General features: G+C 64.7%; 18 protein-coding genes and 1 pseudogene. 7 read left to right on the top strand and 12 right to left on the bottom strand.

Annotation, left to right across the window (positions count from 1 at the left end):
- Positions 1–190: 190 nt before the first annotated feature.
- Complete coding sequence (locus tag NCR38_RS25140) at positions 191–3,646, top strand: response regulator (RefSeq protein WP_061119250.1); 3,456 nt, start codon at positions 191–193, stop codon at positions 3,644–3,646.
- On the opposite strand, the gene lpdA is transcribed toward NCR38_RS25140, so the two are convergent.
- The 7 genes and pseudogenes from lpdA to NCR38_RS25105 all read right to left on the bottom strand — a co-directional run bounded on the left by lpdA (position 3,643) and on the right by NCR38_RS25105 (position 11,403).
- Positions 3,643–5,415, bottom strand: a complete 1,773-nt coding sequence (gene lpdA / locus NCR38_RS25135; protein WP_086961242.1) for a dihydrolipoyl dehydrogenase — start codon at positions 5,413–5,415, stop codon at positions 3,643–3,645. The genes NCR38_RS25140 and lpdA overlap by 4 nt on opposite strands.
- Before the next feature lie 225 nt (positions 5,416–5,640).
- Positions 5,641–6,042, bottom strand: coding sequence for a winged helix-turn-helix domain-containing protein (locus tag NCR38_RS25130; RefSeq protein ID WP_061119249.1), 402 nt, complete (start codon positions 6,040–6,042; stop codon positions 5,641–5,643).
- A gap of 57 nt (positions 6,043–6,099) precedes the next feature.
- Positions 6,100–6,273 (bottom strand): annotated as a pseudogene (locus NCR38_RS25125) (nitrogen fixation protein NifQ); the annotation flags it as partial.
- A 270-nt stretch (positions 6,274–6,543) separates the two neighbouring features.
- Positions 6,544–7,491 carry an ABC transporter substrate-binding protein gene (locus NCR38_RS25120; protein WP_061119248.1) on the bottom strand — a complete coding sequence of 316 codons (948 nt, stop codon included), beginning with the start codon at positions 7,489–7,491 and terminating at the stop codon, positions 6,544–6,546.
- Between the two features lie 73 nt (positions 7,492–7,564).
- Positions 7,565–8,602 carry an ABC transporter permease subunit gene (locus NCR38_RS25115; protein ID WP_061119247.1) on the bottom strand — a complete coding sequence of 346 codons (1,038 nt, stop codon included), beginning with the start codon at positions 8,600–8,602 and terminating at the stop codon, positions 7,565–7,567.
- A 25-nt stretch (positions 8,603–8,627) separates the two neighbouring features.
- Positions 8,628–10,172 carry a sugar ABC transporter ATP-binding protein gene (locus NCR38_RS25110; RefSeq protein WP_061119246.1) on the bottom strand — a complete coding sequence of 515 codons (1,545 nt, stop codon included), beginning with the start codon at positions 10,170–10,172 and terminating at the stop codon, positions 8,628–8,630.
- On the bottom strand, positions 10,162–11,403 hold the full coding sequence (locus tag NCR38_RS25105) for an ROK family transcriptional regulator (RefSeq protein ID WP_250477752.1): 1,242 nt from the start codon (positions 11,401–11,403) through the stop codon (positions 10,162–10,164). Before NCR38_RS25105 ends, NCR38_RS25110 begins: the two co-directional genes overlap by 11 nt.
- Positions 11,404–11,753: 350 nt before the next feature.
- Here NCR38_RS25105 and NCR38_RS25100 point away from each other — a divergent pair, with 350 nt between their 5' ends.
- From NCR38_RS25100 to NCR38_RS25090, 3 genes are all read left to right on the top strand, one after another.
- Positions 11,754–12,260, top strand: coding sequence for a GAF domain-containing protein (locus NCR38_RS25100; protein ID WP_061119244.1), 507 nt, complete (start codon positions 11,754–11,756; stop codon positions 12,258–12,260).
- Between the two features lie 2 nt (positions 12,261–12,262).
- On the top strand, positions 12,263–12,667 hold the full coding sequence (locus tag NCR38_RS25095; protein ID WP_061119274.1) for a DUF302 domain-containing protein: 405 nt from the start codon (positions 12,263–12,265) through the stop codon (positions 12,665–12,667).
- 87 nt (positions 12,668–12,754) lie between these two features.
- Complete coding sequence (locus NCR38_RS25090) at positions 12,755–13,738, top strand: substrate-binding domain-containing protein (RefSeq protein ID WP_061119243.1); 984 nt, start codon at positions 12,755–12,757, stop codon at positions 13,736–13,738.
- 16 nt (positions 13,739–13,754) lie between these two features.
- Here the strand turns inward: NCR38_RS25090 and NCR38_RS25085 are convergent, their stop codons facing one another.
- The gene (locus tag NCR38_RS25085; protein ID WP_061119242.1) at positions 13,755–14,939 is read right to left on the bottom strand and encodes a fumarylacetoacetate hydrolase family protein; all 1,185 of its coding nucleotides are present in this window, start codon (positions 14,937–14,939) and stop codon (positions 13,755–13,757) included.
- A gap of 122 nt (positions 14,940–15,061) precedes the next feature.
- Here NCR38_RS25085 and NCR38_RS25080 point away from each other — a divergent pair, with 122 nt between their 5' ends.
- Entirely contained in the window at positions 15,062–15,808 is a 747-nt protein-coding gene (locus NCR38_RS25080) for an IclR family transcriptional regulator (RefSeq protein ID WP_061119241.1), read from the top strand.
- Here the strand turns inward: NCR38_RS25080 and NCR38_RS25075 are convergent.
- Positions 15,787–16,341, bottom strand: a complete 555-nt coding sequence (locus NCR38_RS25075; protein ID WP_061119240.1) for a universal stress protein — start codon at positions 16,339–16,341, stop codon at positions 15,787–15,789. The two genes, NCR38_RS25080 and NCR38_RS25075, sit on opposite strands and share 22 nt — an antisense overlap.
- A gap of 80 nt (positions 16,342–16,421) precedes the next feature.
- On the opposite strand from NCR38_RS25075, the gene NCR38_RS25070 reads away from it, so the two are divergent.
- Positions 16,422–16,583: a hypothetical protein gene (locus NCR38_RS25070; RefSeq protein WP_250477757.1), complete on the top strand. Its 162-nt coding sequence runs from the start codon at positions 16,422–16,424 to the stop codon at positions 16,581–16,583.
- Here the strand turns inward: NCR38_RS25070 and NCR38_RS25065 are convergent.
- A complete protein-coding gene (locus NCR38_RS25065) occupies positions 16,580–16,819 on the bottom strand; it encodes a hypothetical protein (protein WP_061119238.1) in 240 nt (79 codons plus the stop codon). The two genes, NCR38_RS25070 and NCR38_RS25065, sit on opposite strands and share 4 nt — an antisense overlap.
- Positions 16,820–17,033: 214 nt before the next feature.
- Between NCR38_RS25065 and NCR38_RS25060 the strand changes: the two genes are divergently transcribed.
- Positions 17,034–17,501 (top strand): response regulator, encoded by a 468-nt coding sequence (locus NCR38_RS25060; RefSeq protein ID WP_250477751.1) that lies wholly within the window; start codon positions 17,034–17,036, stop codon positions 17,499–17,501.
- Here NCR38_RS25060 and NCR38_RS25055 read toward each other — a convergent pair.
- Positions 17,477–17,887, bottom strand: a complete 411-nt coding sequence (locus NCR38_RS25055; protein ID WP_061119236.1) for a hypothetical protein — start codon at positions 17,885–17,887, stop codon at positions 17,477–17,479. The two genes, NCR38_RS25060 and NCR38_RS25055, sit on opposite strands and share 25 nt — an antisense overlap.
- Before the next feature lie 363 nt (positions 17,888–18,250).
- A complete protein-coding gene (locus tag NCR38_RS25050; RefSeq protein ID WP_061119235.1) occupies positions 18,251–19,174 on the bottom strand; it encodes a serine hydrolase in 924 nt (307 codons plus the stop codon).
- Positions 19,175–19,266 lie beyond the last annotated feature (92 nt).

Genomic DNA, 19,266 nt, shown 5'->3' with positions numbered 1-19,266 from the left:
ACGAACGTGCCGAAAAGCGATACAGTGCTAACCCGCCGCGCACCGTCCGAGGCCCGCCACGCGGCGAAGCCGAACCGGTTATGATGCGCAGCGGCTGAAACAAGAACTACAACTTTCGCGATCGTCGCGGTCATGGGCGCTGCTTCGAGACATCGGCCGGCGCGACGTTCACGCTTATTCGGAGCTGTCTATGCCATCGCGGTCTGGTGTCGACGAGGCCAGTTTTCGTCGCATTCTCTTTCGCAACATCGCACTGCCGCTCGGCACCGGTGTCGTCACGGCGATCGCGTTCGTCGTGCTCGTGCTGTATCTGCTGTCGGGGATCAACTGGGTCGAGCATTCCGAGCGCGTGATCGGCAACGCGCAGGAAATCGGCCGCCTCGTCAGCGAGAAGGAGAGCGCGATACGCGGCTATCTCATCACCGGCGACGAAGCGTTTCTCGCGCCCTACGAAACCGCGAAGCCGAAGCTCGTCGCGGATATCGACACGCTCGCCGGTCTCGTCTCCGATAACGCACCGCAAGTCGACCGCCTGATTCGCATCCGCGCGTTGCAGGCGCAATGGGACAAGGTCGCCGACAACTTGATCGACGCGCGCCGCCACGCCCAGGATTCATTCGCACTCGTGCGCGCGGGACGCGGCTCGGGCGAACGCGCGGAGACCGAGCGCGAGCTCGCCGCGTTTCTCAACATCGAACAGACGTTGCGGCTGCAGCGCGTGGAGTCCGCGAAGCAACTGACGACCATCACCGTCGCCGTATTTCTGTTTCTGAGTTTGACGTTGTCCGCGATTCTGGCGATCTTCGGCAGGCGCGAGCTGATGCAGCTTTCCAATGCCTTCAGTGCGGCGATCGGCGAACAGGAGCGCCAGACGCGCGCGCTGCAGGAGCAGGCGTGGCTGAAGGAAGGGCAGACGCAGCTCGCGGAAAAAGTGATCGGCCAGCAATCGCTCGCTCAGCTTTGCCAGACGATTCTCGATTTTCTCGCAGACTATCTGAAGGTATCGATGGGCGCATTCTACGTGCGCGAAGGCGATGGCGCATTGAAGCGCACCGCGAGCTTCGGCTTCGATCCCGACAGCGCGCCGGTGCCGGACTCGCTTGCGGGCGTGAAGAGCCTCGTCGGACAGGCGGTGCACGCGCGCAAGCTGACGAGCATGCACGATGTGCCCGCCGGCTACTGGAAGGTGACCTCGGCGCTCGGCGCGAGCGTGCCCGTCAGTCTCGTCATCGTGCCGATCGAAAACGAAGGCCAGGCGAACGGCGCCATCGAACTCGGTGCGATGCACGCGCTGACCGAGCGCGACCAGCAGTTCCTGAAGACGATCGCGGGCAATGTCGGTGATTACGTCGAGGCGGCGCAGTATCGCGAGCGTCTGCAGCGTGTGCTCGAAGAAACGCAGCAGTTGAATGAAGAGCTGCAGATGCAGCAGGAAGAACTGCGCACGACCAACGAGGAACTCGAGCAGCAGACGACGGCGCTTTCGCAGGCGCAGGCTTATCTCGCGAATCAGAAGGCGGAGCTCGAGCAGACGAACGATCAGCTCGCGGAACAGGCGCGCGTGCTCGACGAACGCAACGTCGCGCTCAATGCCGCGCAGGGCGAACTGGAAACGCGCGCCGAAGCGCTGCAGCGCGCGAGCCGCTACAAGTCGGAGTTCCTCGCGAACATGTCGCACGAACTGCGCACGCCGCTCAACAGTTCGTTGATTCTCGCGAAGCTGCTCGCCGAGAACAAGGCCGGCAATCTTACGAACGATCAGATCAAGTACGCGCAGACGATCTATTCCGCCGGCAACGATCTGCTCAATCTCATCAACGATATTCTCGATCTCTCGAAGGTCGAGGCGGGCAAGCTCGATCTGCATATCGAAGAGGTGCCCTTGCAGCGGATCATGGACACGCTCTCGCGCACGTTCGAGCCGCTCGCCCGGCAGAAGAGGCTCAGGCTCGAGCTTCGCAATGAGATCGATGAATACCCGACGCTCACGACCGATTTCCGGCGCCTCGAGCAGATCCTGAGGAACCTGCTGTCGAACGCGCTGAAATTCACGGATGCGGGCACGGTGTCGCTCACGCTCAAGCGCGCGGGCGGAACAGCAGACAGGGCCACGGTGCAGTTCGTCGTGACGGACACGGGCATCGGCATCGCACCGGACCAGCTCGAAGCGATCTTCGAAGCGTTCCAGCAAGCCGACGGAACCACGAGCCGCCATTACGGCGGCACGGGTCTCGGCCTGTCGATTTCGCGCAGCCTTGCGCATCTGCTCGGCGGCGATATCGCAGTGCGCAGCGCGCAGGGCACCGGCAGCACGTTCACGCTGACGATGCCCGTCGCTTACGGCGCGGGCGCGTTGCCGGTTGCGGTCGAGCAGGCGCCGGCCGCCATCGACGAACCTGCGCCGGCCGGGGAGCCGATCGAAGTGGTCCACGTCATCGACGACGATCGCACCGACTCCGCCCCCGGCCGCCGCCTCGTTCTCGTCGTTGAAGACGAACCGGACTTCGCGCAGGTGCTGCTCGATCTCGCGCACGAACTGGGTTATCGCTGCATCGTGAGCGGGACGGCGAGCGAGGCGCTCAAGCTCGCGCAGGACAGCGCCCCGAAGGCAATCCTGCTCGACATCGGCCTGCCGGATCGCTCGGGGCTCGTGGTATTGCAGGAACTCAAGGCGAATCCGAAGACGCGGCACATTCCGGTGCATGTCGTGTCGGCATCGGACAGAAGCGAGGCCGCGCTGCATCTCGGCGCGATCGGTCACGCGGTGAAGCCCACCACGCGCGAGCAACTGACGGCGATCTTCCAGCGGCTCGAAGAGAAGAGCAGCCAGAAAATCAAGCGCGTGCTGCTCGTCGAGGACGATGCGCGGCAGCGTCAGAGCATCGTCGAGCTGATCAGCGATACGGATGTGGAAATCACGCCGGTCGAGTTCGGCCGCGAGGCGCTCGAACTGCTGAAGACGACGATTTTCGACTGCATGATCATCGACCTGAAGCTGCCCGACATGCACGGCGGCGACCTGCTGCGGCAGATGGCCGGCATCGACGCGTATTCGTTCCCGCCGGTGATCGTCTACACGGGGCGCAACCTCACGCACGACGAGGAAGCGGAACTCATGCGCTACTCGCAGTCGATCATCATCAAGGGCGCGCGCTCGCCGGAGCGGTTGCTCGACGAGGTGACGCTGTTCCTGCACAAGGTCGAAACGGACTTGTCGGCGGATCGCCAGGCGATGCTGCACGTCTCGCGCGCGCGCGATCGCGTGCTCGATGGCCGCCGCGTGCTGCTCGTCGATGACGATATCCGCAACATCTTCTCGCTATCGAGCGCGCTGGAGCATCAGGGGCTGAAGGTGGATATCGGCCGCAACGGCTTCGAGGCGATCGAAGCGCTCGACAAGCATCCCGACATCGACGTCGTGCTGATGGACGTGATGATGCCCGGCATGGACGGACTCGAAGCGACACGGCACATCCGCGAGGACGCGCGTTTCAGGAAGCTGCCGATCATCGCGATCACGGCGAAGGCGATGAAGGACGATCAGGAGCAATGTCTCGCGGCGGGCGCGAGCGATTATCTGGCGAAGCCGATCGACATCGACCGGCTTTACTCGCTGCTGCGCGTGTGGATGCCGAGGCGCGTCTAAATATTCAGGGCGCGCTTGTCGACGGCGAGCGCGGCCTCGCGCATCACTTCCGACAACGACGGATGCGGATGGCAAATGCGCCCGATATCCTCGCTCGCCGCCTTGAATTCCATCGCCACGACCGCTTCGGCGATCAGGTCCGACGCGTTTGCCGAGATGATGTGCACGCCGAGAATTTCGTCGGTTTTCGCATCGGCGATGATCTTGATGAAGCCGTCCGTCTCGCCGATACCCATCGCGCGGCCGTTCGCGAGCATCGGGAACTGGCCGGCCTTGATCGCGCGGCCTTCGGCCTTCAGCGCCTGCTCCGTCTGCCCGACCCACGCGATTTCCGGATGCGTGTAGATCACCCACGGAATGCAGTTGTAGTCGATGTGCGGCTTCTGACCGTCGATGATCTCCGCCACCAGCACGCCTTCGTCTTCGGCTTTGTGCGCGAGCATCGGGCCGCGCACCACATCGCCGATCGCGTAGACGTTCGGGACTTTCGTCGCGCAATGACCGTCGACGGGAATGAAGCCGCGTTCGTCGGCTGACAGGCCGATGGAATCGAGGCCGAGATCGTCCGTGTTCGGCACGCGGCCGATCGACACGATCAGGCGGTCCGCCTCCAGCGTCTGCGCATTGCCGTCCTTGTCCTCGTAGGAAATGGAGACGCTCGAATCCGTCGTCTGCACGCCGCCGATTTTCACGCCGAGGTGAATCGTCAGACCTTGCTTCTTGAAGAGCTTCGCGGCTTCCTTTTGCAGCGCGGCATCGGTCGTGCCGAGAAATTCGGGCAGCGCTTCGAGAATCGTCACTTCCGCGCCGAGCCTGCGCCACACGGAGCCGAGCTCCAGCCCGATCACGCCCGCGCCGATCACGGCGAGCTTCTTCGGCACCGAGGTGAAAGCGAGCGCGCCTTCGTTGTCGGAGACGATCTTGTTGTCGACCGGCACGTTCGGCAGATGACGCGCCTTCGAGCCCGTCGCGATGATCACGTGTTGCGCGGTGTGGCTTTCGCTCTTGCCGTCGCCGCTCACGTCGATCTTGAAGTTGGCGCCGTCTTTGCCCGCGAGCTTGCCGTGACCTTTGAGCCACGTGATCTTGTTCTTGCGAAACAGGAACTCGACGCCGCCCGTGATCTTCTCGACGATCGCTTCCTTGCGCCCGACCATCTTGTCGACGTCGACGGCAAGGTTGTCCATCGTGATGCCGAGATCGCCGAAATGCAGTTGGGCCTTCTCGAATTGCTCGCTCGATGCGAGCAGCGCCTTCGACGGAATGCAGCCGACGTTCAGGCACGTTCCGCCGAGCTTGGGCTTGCCGGCGTGGTTGATCCATTCCTCGACGCACGCGACCTTGCGGCCGAGCTGCGCGGCGCGGATCGCGGCGATATAGCCGCCGGGGCCGGAGCCGATAACGATGACATCGAAGTCGGCCTTCTGGTCTGAAGCGGCGGCGGGGGCGGGCGCGGCGGCGCTCGCCTGCGCGGGTTGAACGGCGGGCTTTTCCGGTGCGGGGGCGGGTGCAGCGGCGGACGCCTTCGCTTCCGTATCGATGATCGCGAGCAGTTCGTCGGCGTGCACGATGTCGCCTTCCTTCTTCACCACTTCCGCAAGCGTGCCGGCGGCGGGCGCGGGCACTTCGAGCACCACCTTGTCCGTTTCCAGTTCGACGAGGATTTCGTCTTGCGTCACCGCGTCGCCCGCTTTCTTCTTCCACGGCAACATCGTCGCTTCGGTGACGGATTCGGAAAGCTGCGGAACCTTGACTTCAACCCTGGCCATTCAGATTCTCCTTGTGGGCGATTTCTCGCGATTGGAAACGTCAGGCGTTGCGTGTTTCGCGGATGCGGCTTTGCGGGCCGGGCCGGCGCGCCGAAGTCGTAGGATACGCCCTGTCCGGAGCCTGCGCGCGGGATGCTTCGTGGAGTTCGTCGCGCGGCCAGGCGCGAGCGCGCAGAACACGCACGCGAGCGCACCGCCGCCGTCGGCGTTCTGCCTGTGACACGGTCAGGGCTTGAGCAACTGCGTGAGCGATTCAATCTGCGCGGCGCAGGCCGCTTGCGCCTGCGTTTCGACATCGCGATAAAGCCGGATGATGCTCTCGCCGACCGGCGTTAGCACGCAGCCGCCGCCGCTTTGGCCGCCTTGTTCGGAAATGGTCGCGGGCGTTTTGAGCGAACGATTGAGTTCGTCGATGAGCAACCACGCGCGCCGGTACGACATGTCGAGACTGCGCGCTGCCGCCGATATCGAGCCGTGCTTGCGCACCGCTTCCAGCAGCGAAATCTTGCCCGGCCCAATGGCGATCGTTTCGCCTTTCGTGATGCGCATGCGAAAGCGAACTTCGGCCGGCTGACCCGCCGTGCCCGTCTCCTTCGCGCGTTCCGTCGTTTTGAGGGTTGTCGCCATGCCCGAGAGAATACACGAAGGAAATCGGACGGGCGTTTCATTGCGGCGGCGCCGGTGTTATCGGTTGTGCGGATAGCAAAAGGCGAAATCCTCGCATCCGGGACAGCCCGGCGCCCATGTCGGCGCGGCGACTCTCGCGAGCGCGACTTGCCGCACGAGACACTTCTTCCAGCGCAGGTTCGCGACGTTGCGTGCGATGAGATCGGGATAGTGACGCGCGAGCATGCCGGTGACGTCGTCGCGTCAAAAGAGGCCGAGGTCGCGCCACAGATGACCGGGCCGCAGCGACGCTGCGGAAATGATCATCGCACGCGAAGTCGCGCAATGCGGCAAGATCGAGCTTCTCGAAACGCGGCCGGTCGACGGTCGTCGCCGACGGTTTCGAAGCGCCGCGGGGCGTCGCGGTGGACGTGGCGCGCAAGCGCCTGATCGCGGTGGACCGGTCGAGCGCGCCGGACACGCCGAGCGCGCTGCGAGTCGTGCCGATCAGATGTCGATGCCTTAGCGCGGCGACGACCAGCCCTTGTAGCTGCCGACGTTCTCCCGCGTGACGAGCGTGGACGGCAAGAGAATCGTCGTGTTGCTCGGCTTCTTGCCGTTCATGAGGTCATAGCCTACGCTCACCGCCTGCTGCGCCATCGCCCACGGATCCTGACTCGCCGATGCCTGGACCATCGTGTCGGACTTGAGCGCCGTCTCGATATCGGGCGCGCCGTCGACCGAGGTGATCACGATGTTGTTCCGGTGCAGCTGCTTCGCCGCGAGGTCCGTGCCGATCGCTTGCGGATCGTTGATAGCGAACACGCCGTCGAGTTTGGGGAAGCGCGTGAGATATCCCTGCATCGCGTTCATGCCGCCTTCGCGCGAGCCTTTCGCGTCCTGATCGTCGGACAGGATCTTGATGCCCGGATTCTTCGCGAGCACGGACTTGCAGCCGTTCACGCGATCGATCACCGCCGACACCTGCGGCCCGTTCTCGATCACGACGTTGCCCTTGCCGTTGAGCTTCTTCGCCAGAAAATCGCAGGAGATTTCGCCGGCCTGCACGTTGTTGGTCTGCACGGTTGCGTCCGCGCCCGCCGCCGCGACGTCGACCGCGATCACGACGATGCCCGCCTTCTGCGCCTTCTTCACGGCCGGCTCGATCGCTTTCGGATCGACGGCGTTCAGCAGAATCAGATCGACGTGAGCCGAGATGAAGTTGTCGATCTGCGTGAACTGCTTGTTCATGTCGTAGTCCGACGACACCGCCTGCACCTTGGCATTCGGGTTGATCGCCTTGGCCTTCGCTTCCGCGCCCCTCGAGATGGTGACGAAGTACGGGTTGCCGAGCGAGCCGACCGTGATGCCGACGGATTTCAGTTGCTTGTCGGCGGCGTGCGCGGATAGCGACAGGGTAAAACCGAGAGCGAGTGCGACGCTGGCGAAAAGCTTATTGTGTTTGCGCATGTTTGTTGTCTCCAGTTGGTCCTTTTTTCGAGGGCGGGCGCACGCGGACCCGAATGCGCCCGAATAGCGGAAATCAGGTGCGAGCCGAGCCGCGTTGACGGTAACGATCGAGCGCCACCGCGCCGATGATCACGAGGCCCTTGATGATGTACTGCCAGATATCCGACACGCCGAGCAGCACGAGACCGTTCGTCAGCACCGCGATGATGAGCGCGCCGACCAGCGTGCCGACGATCGAGCCCACGCCGCCGACGAAGCTCGTGCCGCCGAGGATGACCGCGGCGATCGCATCGAGTTCGTACGACTGGCCGAGCTGCAGGCCGTTCGCGGCATAGAGGCGTGCGGCCGACATCACGGCGCCGAGCCCGGCGAGCAAGCCCGAGATCGCGTAGACGAAGAGCTGGATGCCCCACACCTTGATACCCGAAAGACGCGCCGCTTCCGGATTGCCGCCGACCGAATAAATGCGCAGGCCGAGCACCGTGCGGCGCAGCACGAACCACGACACGATCACAACCGCAATCGCGATGATCACGAGCCAGGGCACGCCGAAGAGCGTGTCGTTGCCGATGAACGCGAACGACAGTTGCGGATTGAAGATGGTCGTGTCGTGACCGATGAGCCGCGCGATGCCGCGCACCGCGGTGAGCGAGCCGAGCGTCACGATGAACGGCGGCAGTCTCAGGAGCGCGATCAGCAGACCGTTGATGACGCCGAAGCCGAGGCCGACCGCGAGCGCCGCCGGAATGCCGAGCCATCCCCAGCCCGGAATATTCGATGCGAGCAGCGCGGTGACCGCCGCCGCCGAGAGCACCGAGCCGACCGACAGATCGATGCCGCCCGTCAGAATGACGAAGGTCATGCCCGCCGCGAGCACGATGTTGATCGATGCCTGCTGCGCGACGATCGACAGGTTCTGGAAGCTGAAGAAGCCGTCCGTCACGATGCCGAAGCCAATGCACAGCAGGATCAGCACGGGCAGCATGCCCGCGGTGCGCATCAGCACCTGCATGCGTTCGCGATGCTCGATGCGGCTCTGCCGTTGCGTCGTGCTCTCGGCCTTCGCAACCGGCGCGTTGCCCGTTTCGTGGTGTTTCGTCGTGTTTGCCATGTCTCTCTCCGATTCCCTTGGTGTCTCAAGCCGCCTGATCGAGCGCGACCTTCGAGCCCGTCGCCAGTTCGATAATCCCTTCCTGTGAGATCGGCGTGCCGGAATGGCCGCCGAGTTCGCCCGCGATTTCGCCTTCGCGCATCACGAGCACGCGGTCCGCCACGCCGATGACTTCCGGCAGCTCGCTCGAGATGACGATCACGCCGACGCCGGAGCGCGCGAGATCGTTGATGATTCGATAAATCTCCGACTTCGCGCCGATATCGACGCCGCGCGTCGGCTCGTCGAGGATCAGCACGTCGGGCTTGGTTTCGAGCAGACGCGACAGCAGCACCTTCTGCTGATTGCCGCCCGACAGCGCGCCCACGTTCACGCGCATGTTCGGCACGCGGATGGTGAGTGCGGCGATCGCGTCCTTTGCGCGCGTGTTGCCGCGCGGAAGATCCATCACGCCGGCTTTCGCGTCGCGCCCGGCGACCGTGATGTTGATGTTGTCGCGCACGCTCATGTCGAGGAAGAGGCCCTGGCCCTTGCGGTCTTCGGTGAGATAGACGAGCCCCGCGTCGATCGCGTCGCGCGGCGTGCGCAGCTTCACCGGCTTGCCGTGCATCGACACTTCGCCGCGCGTCTTTTCTTCCGCGCCGAAGATGAGGCGCGCAAGCTCCGTGCGCCCCGCGCCGACGAGCCCCGCGATGCCCAGCACTTCGCCCTTGTGCAGGTCGAGGCTGCATCCCTTCACGCGATTGTTGTCGGCGATATCGCGCACGGACAGCACGACGTTGCCCGGATCGTAGGGCGCGTGCTGCTTCTTGTAGAAACCGGAGATGTCGCGGCCGACCATCATCTTCACGAGGCTGTCGGCGGACAGATCTTCGCGCATCAGCGTGCCGACGTACGATCCGTCGCGCAGCACCGAGACGCGATCCGACAGTTCGTAGATCTCCGCCATCCGGTGACTGATGTAGATGATCGCGATGCCTTCCTCGCGCAACCGCCGCACGAGCTCGAAAAGACGGTCTGTTTCGCGCGACGAAAGCGGCGTGGTCGGCTCGTCCATCACGAGGATGCGCGCCTGCGCATGCACGGCGCGTGCGATTTCGACCAGTTGCCGCTCCGCGATCGACAGGTCGCCGACGAGCGTGTGCGGCTTGAAGCTCGCGCCGAGGCGCTTGAGCACGTCCTCGCAGCCGCGCTCCATGCCTTTGCGGTCGACCAGCCCGCCGCGCCGCAACTCGCGTCCCGCGTGGATGTTCTCCGCGACGGAGAGATTCGGCGCGAGGCTCAGCTCCTGATAGATCACGGCGACACCGAGCGCGCGCGCGGCGAGCGGCCCGTCGATGGTGACCGGCTTGCCGTCGATGAGAATCTGGCCGCCCGCATCGGCCTGATAGGCGCCCGACAGGATTTTCATCAGCGTGGACTTGCCCGCGCCGTTTTCGCCCATCAACGAGTGCACTTCGCCGGGATAGACGGACAGACGCACGTCGTTGAGCGCGCGCACGCCGGGAAAGGTCTTGCTGATGCCGCGCATCTCGAGAAGCGGCGGTCGGCTGGAAGGGTCATGCGGCATGGTTCACCTCTTGCGTTTTGATGCCCGCGTGGCGAATGGCCGCGCGAGGTGAGAAGTTGAAGAACATCGGCAGCGTGGCCGCGCCGATCGCGCCCGCATCCGGGCCGAAGGAGCCGCGCACGAGCGTCGGGGTGCCGCGCGCTTCGGGCGCGTTGGCGGCGAGCGTGGTCGAGAGGCGCTTGACGAGCTTGTCGAGCAGGCCGCCGTCGATGTCGGCATCGATCACGACCATCGGCACGTCGAGCACGCAGAGCGTCGCGCGCAGGGCGGGCGCGAGCGCCTCGATGCAGTCGTCGATCCATTCGTCGACGGCGGGAAGATGCCGCTCGATGCACGCCTGCAAGTCGATGCGGTTGTCCGCGGCCGCGCCGCAGTAGTTGAGATGGCGCACGAGCGCGTTCAGCGACGCCCGCGACAGCAGGATGTCCCACTGGCCTGCGGGCTGCGGGGCGGACGGCAGGCGGCTCGGCGGCACGGGAATCACGCCGATATCGCCCGCGTTGCCCGACGCGCCCCGCAGACAGTCGCCGTTGATCGCGATGCCGCCGCCGATCGCCGAGCCGAGGAACAGATAGACGAAGTCGTCGCAGCGTCGGCCGTGCCCGTAGAAAAGCTCGGCGGTCGCGGCGGCGTTACCGTCGTTTTCGCTGAAGACGGGCAGTGAGAGCGCGCGGCTGAGTTCATCGGCGAAATCGGTTTCGTCCCATGCGCGGAAGGTTTCGGCGGGCAGGCCGAGTTCGCGCAGCCAGCTTCCGAGATTGAACGGCTGCGCGATGCCGACGCCCGCCAGCCGCTCGCGCTCCGGGGCGGAGAGCAGGTCGAGCATCTTCCCGATGTCGCGCCGCACGATCTCGAGCACCTCTGAGGGATGCGGCAGCACGGCATCGAGTGCGCTGCGCGCGAGCACGTCGCCGGCGAAATTGACGAGCACGGTCTCGATGCCCGTGCGATCCAGCCGCACGCCGATGCCGAACGCGCCGCGCGGATCGAGCCGGATCAGCGACGCGGGCTGGCCGCGCTGGCCTTCGAGACGGCGCCCGGTGTATTCGATCAGTCCCGCATTTTCGAGCGACTCGACGATGCTGCCGACCGCCGTGCTCGTGAGATTCGCGTGACGCGCGAGCTCGGCTTTGGATGCCGGCTCGGTGCGCCGAAGCGCCTGCAAAAGCAGCCGCTCGTTGTATCGGCGCACGGTCGCGGAGTTGCTGCCTCTGCCGCTTGGGGATTTCACGCGCTGTCTCCGAAGGACGGCCATCGAATCGCGGCCATTAATTAAATCAAGTTGATTTATTTAAGACTGGCAGCGCTTTGAAGTAAAGAAGGGAAATCCCGGAGCTGCTTTTTTAAGTACGCTTTGAAGAGGCCATCGCATGACGCGCGATGCCCGGTCGCCGCAAATCGCGGACCCGGTGCGCTTCCACACTAGGCGATGCAATCGCCAGTGCCAAGCCGCGCGCCGAAGCTTTCCGGCGAGCTTACGTGTGACCAGAAACCAGCTTTCGGTGAGCGGCGCCCGCGAAGCGGCGGGTGGATCGATGTGCTATCGTCGGCGACACTTTTCGACATTTTCTCCGCCGCGTCATGTTCTCGCTTTCCCAAGCTACGCACGCCAGCAAGGCCGCGCAATACGACGACCTGCTGCAGCAAGCCCGCGCGCTCATCGCCGATGAAAACGACTTCATCGCCAATGCCGCAAATTTTTCCTCGCTCGTCTATCACACGCTGCCCGATCTGAACTGGGCCGGCTTTTATCTCTTCGATGGCGCGGAGCTCGTCGTCGGGCCGTTTCAGGGCAAGCCGGCGTGCGTGCGCATCGCGCTCGGACGCGGCGTCTGCGGCACGGCGGCGCGTGAGCGGCGCACGCAGGTCGTGCCGGATGTGCATGCGTTTCCGGGCCATATCGCGTGCGATTCGGCGTCTCGCTCGGAGATCGTCGTGCCGCTCGTCGCGAGCGATGGCACGCTGATCGGCGTGTGGGATGTCGACAGCCCCGTGCCGAACCGCTTCGACGATGAAGACGCGCTCGGCATGGAAGCGCTGTGCACGGCGTTCGTCGCGCTCGCCTGGAGCGGGCGGGCGAAGCGCTGAAAATGACGTCCACAGGGCCGCTCGACAACAACGGTGTCGTCACGATTGCGAGCGCGCACGGAGCCGTTGCGGCCGCCGACAGGCTCGAAGCGTTGATCCGCGCGCGCGGTCTGATGCTCTTCGCGCGCATCGACTTCAGCGGCGACGCGGCGCGCGCCGGCCTCACGATGCCGCCGAGCCAGTTGCTCGTGTTCGGCAATCCGCAGGCGGGTACGCCGCTCATGCAGGCCGTGCCGACTGCCGCGCTCGATTTGCCCCTCAAGGTGCTGTCATGGGAAGACGCCAACGGCCGCGCGTGGCTGTCCTATAACGCGACGGAGTATCTGCGCGCGCGCCATGGACTCGACGCCGACGCGATGAAGCCCGTCAGCGGCGTGGCCGCGCTCGTGGAAGCGGCGGCGCGCTGAAACCCAGGCCTTGCCGGCGGTGGGGCCGCGTTCGGCGGCCCGGCGCCTGCGTCTACAATGGGACGTTTTCATCCGTCTCAACAGTTCATGACGAGCCTTGTTCGCCGACGCCTGCTTGCCGCTTGCGCCCTGAGCGCGTGCGGGTTTGCGCCTGCGCGCGACGTGCGCGCGGCGTCGGACAAGGCCAGCGTCGCGCTCGTCATGAAGTCGCTGAACGATCCGTTCGTCGTGTCGATGATCGAAGGCGCGCGGAACTACCAGCGGCATTACGCATCGCAACTCGACCTCGCGACGAACGGCACGCTCACCGACAACGACGTGGCCGGGCAGGCGCACATCGTCGAAACGCTCATCGAGGGGAAAGTCAACGCGATCGTCATCGCGCCCGCGGACTCGAAGGCGCTTCTGCCCGCGGCCGCGAAGGCCGTCGCGGCGGGCATCATCGTGATCGCGATCGACAATCCATTCGACGAAGCCGCCCAGGAAGCGGCGAACATCACGATTCCGTTCGTCGGGCCGGACAGCCGGCGCGGGGCGAAGCTCGTCGGCGCGTATCTCGGCTCGAAGCTGAAGGCGGGCGACGAGGTCGGCATCATCGAGGGGCCGTCGAACGATCTCAACGCGCGGCAGCGCACGCTCGGCTTCAAAGAGACGATGAACGCGGCGGGCATGCGTATCGCCGATACGGCCAGCGGCGACTGGACCGTGGCGAGCGGCAAGTCGGTCGCGTTGCAGATGCTGTATGCGCATCCGGACGTGCGGGGCCTGCTCTGCGCGAACGACAATATCGCGATGGGCGCCATCGACGCGATTCGCATTGCCGGCAAGAAGGGCCGCGTGCTGGTGACGGGCTACAACAACATCGATGCCGTGCAGCCGATGCTCGATGACGGCCGCCTGCTCGCGACAGTCGAGCAGTTCGGCGCGCGGCAGGCGGTGTTCGGCGTGGACGTCGCGGTGAAGGCGTTGCTCGAGAAGCGGCGGCAAAGGGATTTGTCGCCGTACATGGAGACGCCGGTTCAACTGGTGACGAAGGCGCAGGCGAAGGGGTTTCGGTTCGGGGCGTCGTGAGGCGCTCCGGACGCGCTCAGCCCGCCTTTCCCAACAAGCCCCGCGCCGCGAGACTCTGATACAACGCGCGCACGCCGAACGTCCACGGTTCGATCTCGGTCGACAACCTCACCGTATTCACCAGCGCCCCGAGGCTGGGCGTCGAAATCGTCACGACGTCGCCGAGATGATGCGTGAACCCGCCGCCTTCCGTATCGCGATCCTTGATCGGCGAGAACATCGTGCCGAGAAACAGCATGAAGCCGTCCGGATACTGATGATGCGCGCCGTGCGTCTGCGTGACGAGATCGGCCGGATCGCGGCTGATTTCGCTCATGTGGCTGACGCCTTCGAGCACGAAGCCATCGTCCGCGCCTTCGATGCGCAGCGACACGCTCGATGCGCGCACCGAATCCAGGGTGAAACGTTCGTCGAACAGCCGCACGAACGGGCCGATCGCGCAGGACGCGTTGTTGTCCTTCGCCTTGCCGAGCAGCAGCGCGCTGCGGCCTTCGATGTCGCGCAGATTCACGTCGTTGCCGAGCGTCGCGCCGACGATCTCGCCGCGCGCATTCACCGCGAGCACGATCTCCGGCTCCGGGTTGTTCCATTGCGATGTGGGATACAGGCCGACGTCCGCGCCGAACCCGACCGACGACATCGGCTGCGACTTCGAAAACACCTCCGCGTCCGGTCCGATGCCGACTTCCATGTATTGCGACCACGCGCCGCGTCGCTCCAGTTCGGCCTTCAGCTTCGCCGCGCTTTCCGAACCCGGCTTGATCTTCGACAGATCCGCGCCGATCAGCTTGTTGATCGTGTCGCGTACTTCCTGCGCGCGGCTCGCGTCGCCGCCGGCCTGCTCCTCGATCACGCGTTCGAGCAGACTCACCGCGAACGTGACGCCGCATGCTTTCACGGCCTGCACGTCGCACGGCGCGAGCAGGCGCGGGGCATCGGAGGCGCCCTGGAGCGTCGCTTGCAGCAAGTCCTGGACGTTGCCGAGATGTTCGCCTTCAGCGTTGCGGGCGATGTCGAGCGCATCGGCGTTATCGAAGAGGTCGGCGGTCGTCGGCGCGGCGCGCGTGATGTCGAACACTTCGCCCCGGCGCACGGCGACGACGGCGGGGCCGTTCACGGGCGCGGGACGCCAGACACGGCCGATCAGCACGGCATCGGCGAAATCTTCGGGCAAAAAGGAGGAGACGTTGGCGGTTTGCATGAATGCGGATGACCGGCGGGAAAGGAAAGCCGATCGTAGCCCGCGTCCGGGACGGTGTCCATCGGGTTGATTATTTATCCAACCTGTTGGAATATGGCCGGACGCAATGTCCGAGCCCGCACATGGAAAGAGCCTACGACGTCCCCGCGCTGCGCCGCGCGAGCGACATTCTGGATGCCCTCGCCGCCGCCGCGAAACCGGTGCGCGCCGCGTCGCTTGCCGAACAGACAGGCCTCTCGCGCAGCACGCTCTATCTGATGCTCGAAACGCTCGCGCGCATGCAATGGATCGAAAAACATGACGACGGCTACATGATCGGCGTGCGTCTGTTCGAACTCGGCAACGCGTATGTGCGTCACGACAAGCTGCAGGCCGCCTTTCGCGAAGGCGCGGGTGCGTTCATCAACAAGCACAACGAGGTCGTGCAGCTCGCGGTGCTCGACGGCGTGGAGGTGGTCTACATCGCGCGGGAGGATGCGCATCGTCCGGTGCGGCTCGTGTCCGATCTCGGCTCGCGCCTGCCCGCGCACTGTTGCGCGCTCGGCAAGGCGCTGCTGGCGGGAATGGCCGATGAAGCCGTGATCGGGCGCCTTCCCGAGCGTCTTGAAGCGGTGACGCCGCGCACCATCACGCGGCGCGCGGCGCTGTTGCGCGAACTCGCGTCGATCCGCAAGAGCGGGCTCGCTGTCGAGCGCGAGGAAGTCGCTGAAGGACTTGCGTGCTTCGCGGCTTACGTCGGGACGACGCCGGCGGGCAAACGCGTCGCGGTATCGACGAGCGTGCCGCTCGGCCGGCTCGATGCGAAACGTGAAAAGCAGATCTCGATCGGCATCGTGCAACTCGCGGCTCATTTGCGCGGCGCGCTCTGACGATGCGACGCGCGCGCGTCCATGCGGCCCGTCGAAGCGGTGAGGCGCGTGCCGATCGATTCCGCTTCCTGCTCCGCGCGCACCGGCGCCGGCGCGTGCGCCGCGATCAGCACGTCGCAGCGTGCGTGTGAGCAGACCACGTCGCGCAGACGTGCTTCGCCGTGGCGCCAGCCGGTGTCCGCTTCGCCGCCGAGCACGATGAGGTCCGCGCCCGCCGCTTTGGCCTCGTTCGCGATCAGCTCGCCAACACTCGTGCCGTCGAGCGGCTGCGTGACGCTGCGCGCGATGCCGTCGATGCCCGCGCTGTCGATCAGTCGCGCCGCATAGCGTGTCACGGCCCGCGCGTGGTCGTCGATCACGTGGAGCGTGTCGCCGGGATTGCTGTCGGCGGTGACGATCGCCCACCACGGCATCTGATCTACGATATGCAGTGCCGTGAGCCGCGCATTGCAGTCGCGGGCGCGCGTGATGGCGGTGGTGAGGGCGCTTTCGCTGAGGCTCGTGCCGACCGCGACGAGAATGTGCTTGTACATGATGACTCTCCGGTGTGTATCGCTCAGACCGGATGATCGGCGCGCAAAGTTAGCTGCGAATGAGCGCGAGTCGTCGCTGCATGTCGCTCGCCACCGCGATGATCCGCGAGCGCACGCAGGCGACGATCCTCGCGTATCTCGACGTTTTCGCCCCGTGCGCGATCTTCGCGTTCCTGTTCATTCCGCTGACGTTCTCCTTTTCGCCCGGGAAGGCGATCTCAGCGGCCACCGCCCAAAATTAACGGCGGCGTTTTTTCCAGTCGTAGTCGGCGGGCGGATCGGCGACGCCCGGCTTGCCGACCGCATGCGGGTTTTCACTGCATAACGTGACGAAGCTGATGTCTTCGCCATCGGCCTGGCGCTTGCGCAGGGCTTCCGCGTAGCGCAGCGCGTCGGCGAGCGCGTTTGCATCGAACCTTTTGAAGCATGCCGCACCTTCGGTATCAGGGTTGCCGCCGAGCCAATACACGACGAACATCGTTTAGCCTCTCGTTTGGGGATGTGCACCATCGTCGACACTCATGCACGGCGATGAAGATCCTGCACGGCGCCCGTGCATCGGCGCGCCGCGACAGCCACCGGGAATTCCCGAAGTGTAACGTTGGCGAGCCGCACGCCGCCTGACGATGACTTCAGGAAAGCTGCGAGGGAACGATCGTTGCTGTCATCCTCGTTTATTCCGAGGCCCAAACATGCAACGACAAGACCGTGTTCCTTCGCGAGCGCTGTGGCGCATCCCGCCTCGCGCGACGCACCACGAAGAGCCGCGCGTGCTCATTGCCGATGACGATCTGGAGGCGACGCGCGCGATCTGTCTTGCCCTCGAAGACGCCGATTTCACGGTACGCGCGGTGCACACGGGCCTCGACGCGGTGTCGCTCGCGCGCAAATGGCGGCCGGGCGTCGTGCTGCTCGATCTGATGATGCCGCTCGGCGATGGCTGGGAAGCGGCCGAGGCGATCCGCGCGATCGATCTCTCGATGCTGCTGATCGCGCATACGAGCCGAACGGATATGGAGGATCTGACGCGCGCGCAGCAAACCGGCTTCAACGGCTACTTCGTCAAGCCGACGGAGCTCGACGGCATGATTGCGGTGCTGCGCGACTATTTCTCGATGCGGGAAGGCGAAGGCGATCACGCATCGGTGCGCGTGCGCTGAATGTCGACGCGCTTCGGCGGGAGCTCGTCCATATCCCCCTGGATGTGATCTTTCAGCATGTCTTCCCAGTACTGGCAATAACCGGCCCAGAACGGCATCTGCGTATGCGCGGATGCGGCAGTCGGCAGCGGATCGGGCAGCATCTTGCCCAGACGGCGGATCTCCTTGTGCTTCCATTGCAGCAGCGCGCGGCGATGTCCCCGTCGCGGGAGGCACATTTCGTTCATTCTCGCGACGGCGATCGAAAAGCCCTCAGCGGGACGCGAGGCCATCTTCGTCAGCACGGCTGTTTGCGGGCACGGCCCGCGTTCATGGCAGATGATCGCGCCGATCTGTCCAAGGATGAACATCGCTTTCGCCATCGGCGGCTCGGAAGGGTGTTGCATGACGCCTCTCGGTTGATCGTTATGAGTTTTCTTGACGGGCACTCGACGTTGCCTTGGTGTTGAATGGATACGTCTGGCTATGCCTATTAATAAGATACCGTAATCAGATTGATCTGAATTGTGTATCAACAAAAAGATACACTGGCGCCGACTGTTATCGCGCTCGAAAAAGCAAAACGCCCCTGTGTGGCATGCAGGGGCGTTCTATTTGTCGGCGCGTCCGGGCTTAGTTTAGTGCCGCGTCAAATCCGGATGTTGCGGCTCTTCGATGCTTACCGGCACGTCCTTGAGCCGATAATGCTCAACTGCGGCATTTGCGCCCGAAACGGATTGGCGCGGAAATCGAAACGCCGGCCGCTTCGGTCATCGGGCCGCGTCCAGCACATGACGGACGAACAGGTCGCGCACGCCCGTTGGCGCGTCGTGACTATCGCAGGTCGTGGCCGCGACGATCCGCTCGCGGGGCGCGACGAATATGAACTGGTCGCCGTGTCCAGCCGCGAAGACGTAACGCGGAGCGATCCAGCAGAGGTAGCCATATTGCGCGTCGTTCATCGGCGGGCCGCCGTCGCTTTGCACGGACATGGCTTCGTCGATGAACGTCTCGTCGACGAGCCGCGTGCCGCGCCATGCGCCGCGATGCATCATCAGGAGGCCGAGCCTGATCATGTCCGACGTGCGCAGCATGAGCCCGCGGCCGCCGAACGTGTGGCCTTCCTCGTCGCTGATCCATTCGCTCGCCGCGATGCCGAGCGGCGCGAACAGCGTATCGCGCGCATAGCGTGCGAGCGTGCGCCCTGTCACCGATTCGATCACGAGCGATAGCAACTGGACCGCATGCGAGTCATAGGCGAAGCGCGCGCCGGGCCGGGCGATCGGCCGCGACAGAATGAAGCGCAGACGACTGTCGCCGGGGCGAAACCGGTCGCAGGGACCGAGCACGCAATCGTCGATGACGCTCGGGTCGCACTCGAAGCCCGATGTCATCGTCAGCAGATGCCGCAACGTGACGCGCTGGACAAGGGGATCGAAGGCAGGCTCGCGCATCGACGGCAAAATGCGGCAGACGGGCGTGTCGAGCGGCGGCAACACGCCTTCATGCAGCGCCGCGCCGACCGCGAGTCCCACGACAGTCTTCGTGACGGAATTGATGTCTTGCAGACATTCGGGCGCAACGTCCCGCCGATAATGCTCGAACACGATGCGATCATCGTGCGCGACGACGAAGCTGCGCACGCCGCTTTGCGCACTCAGCGCGCGTTGCAATGAATCGTTAGCAACGTTCATGAGCCAAAAGAATAAAAAGGATGTCGAATCAAATACCGATCGTCGTGCAGGTGCAAACGAATCGTGTTACACATTGAGCAATCCGGATGCCA

The sequence above is a fragment of the Caballeronia sp. INML1 genome, from assembly GCF_023631085.1.
Taxonomy (GTDB): Bacteria; Pseudomonadota; Gammaproteobacteria; order Burkholderiales; family Burkholderiaceae; genus Caballeronia; species Caballeronia turbans.
This window is presented reverse-complemented; position numbering and strand designations above follow the sequence as displayed.

Bases quoted from the DNA above. Each gene is read 5' to 3' on its own strand.
- NCR38_RS25140 (WP_061119250.1), top strand. From the start codon at position 191: ATGCCATCGCGGTCTGGTGTCGACGAGGCCAGTTTTCGTCGCATTCTC.
- lpdA (WP_086961242.1), bottom strand. From the start codon at position 5,415: ATGGCCAGGGTTGAAGTCAAGGTTCCGCAGCTTTCCGAATCCGTCACC.
- NCR38_RS25130 (WP_061119249.1), bottom strand. From the start codon at position 6,042: ATGGCGACAACCCTCAAAACGACGGAACGCGCGAAGGAGACGGGCACG.
- NCR38_RS25120 (WP_061119248.1), bottom strand. From the start codon at position 7,491: ATGCGCAAACACAATAAGCTTTTCGCCAGCGTCGCACTCGCTCTCGGT.
- NCR38_RS25115 (WP_061119247.1), bottom strand. From the start codon at position 8,602: ATGGCAAACACGACGAAACACCACGAAACGGGCAACGCGCCGGTTGCG.
- NCR38_RS25110 (WP_061119246.1), bottom strand. From the start codon at position 10,172: ATGCCGCATGACCCTTCCAGCCGACCGCCGCTTCTCGAGATGCGCGGC.
- NCR38_RS25100 (WP_061119244.1), top strand. From the start codon at position 11,754: ATGTTCTCGCTTTCCCAAGCTACGCACGCCAGCAAGGCCGCGCAATAC.
- NCR38_RS25095 (WP_061119274.1), top strand. From the start codon at position 12,263: ATGACGTCCACAGGGCCGCTCGACAACAACGGTGTCGTCACGATTGCG.
- NCR38_RS25090 (WP_061119243.1), top strand. From the start codon at position 12,755: ATGACGAGCCTTGTTCGCCGACGCCTGCTTGCCGCTTGCGCCCTGAGC.
- NCR38_RS25085 (WP_061119242.1), bottom strand. From the start codon at position 14,939: ATGCAAACCGCCAACGTCTCCTCCTTTTTGCCCGAAGATTTCGCCGAT.
- NCR38_RS25080 (WP_061119241.1), top strand. From the start codon at position 15,062: ATGGAAAGAGCCTACGACGTCCCCGCGCTGCGCCGCGCGAGCGACATT.
- NCR38_RS25075 (WP_061119240.1), bottom strand. From the start codon at position 16,341: ATGTACAAGCACATTCTCGTCGCGGTCGGCACGAGCCTCAGCGAAAGC.
- NCR38_RS25070 (WP_250477757.1), top strand. From the start codon at position 16,422: ATGTCGCTCGCCACCGCGATGATCCGCGAGCGCACGCAGGCGACGATC.
- NCR38_RS25065 (WP_061119238.1), bottom strand. From the start codon at position 16,819: ATGTTCGTCGTGTATTGGCTCGGCGGCAACCCTGATACCGAAGGTGCG.
- NCR38_RS25060 (WP_250477751.1), top strand. From the start codon at position 17,034: ATGCAACGACAAGACCGTGTTCCTTCGCGAGCGCTGTGGCGCATCCCG.
- NCR38_RS25055 (WP_061119236.1), bottom strand. From the start codon at position 17,887: ATGCAACACCCTTCCGAGCCGCCGATGGCGAAAGCGATGTTCATCCTT.
- NCR38_RS25050 (WP_061119235.1), bottom strand. From the start codon at position 19,174: ATGAACGTTGCTAACGATTCATTGCAACGCGCGCTGAGTGCGCAAAGC.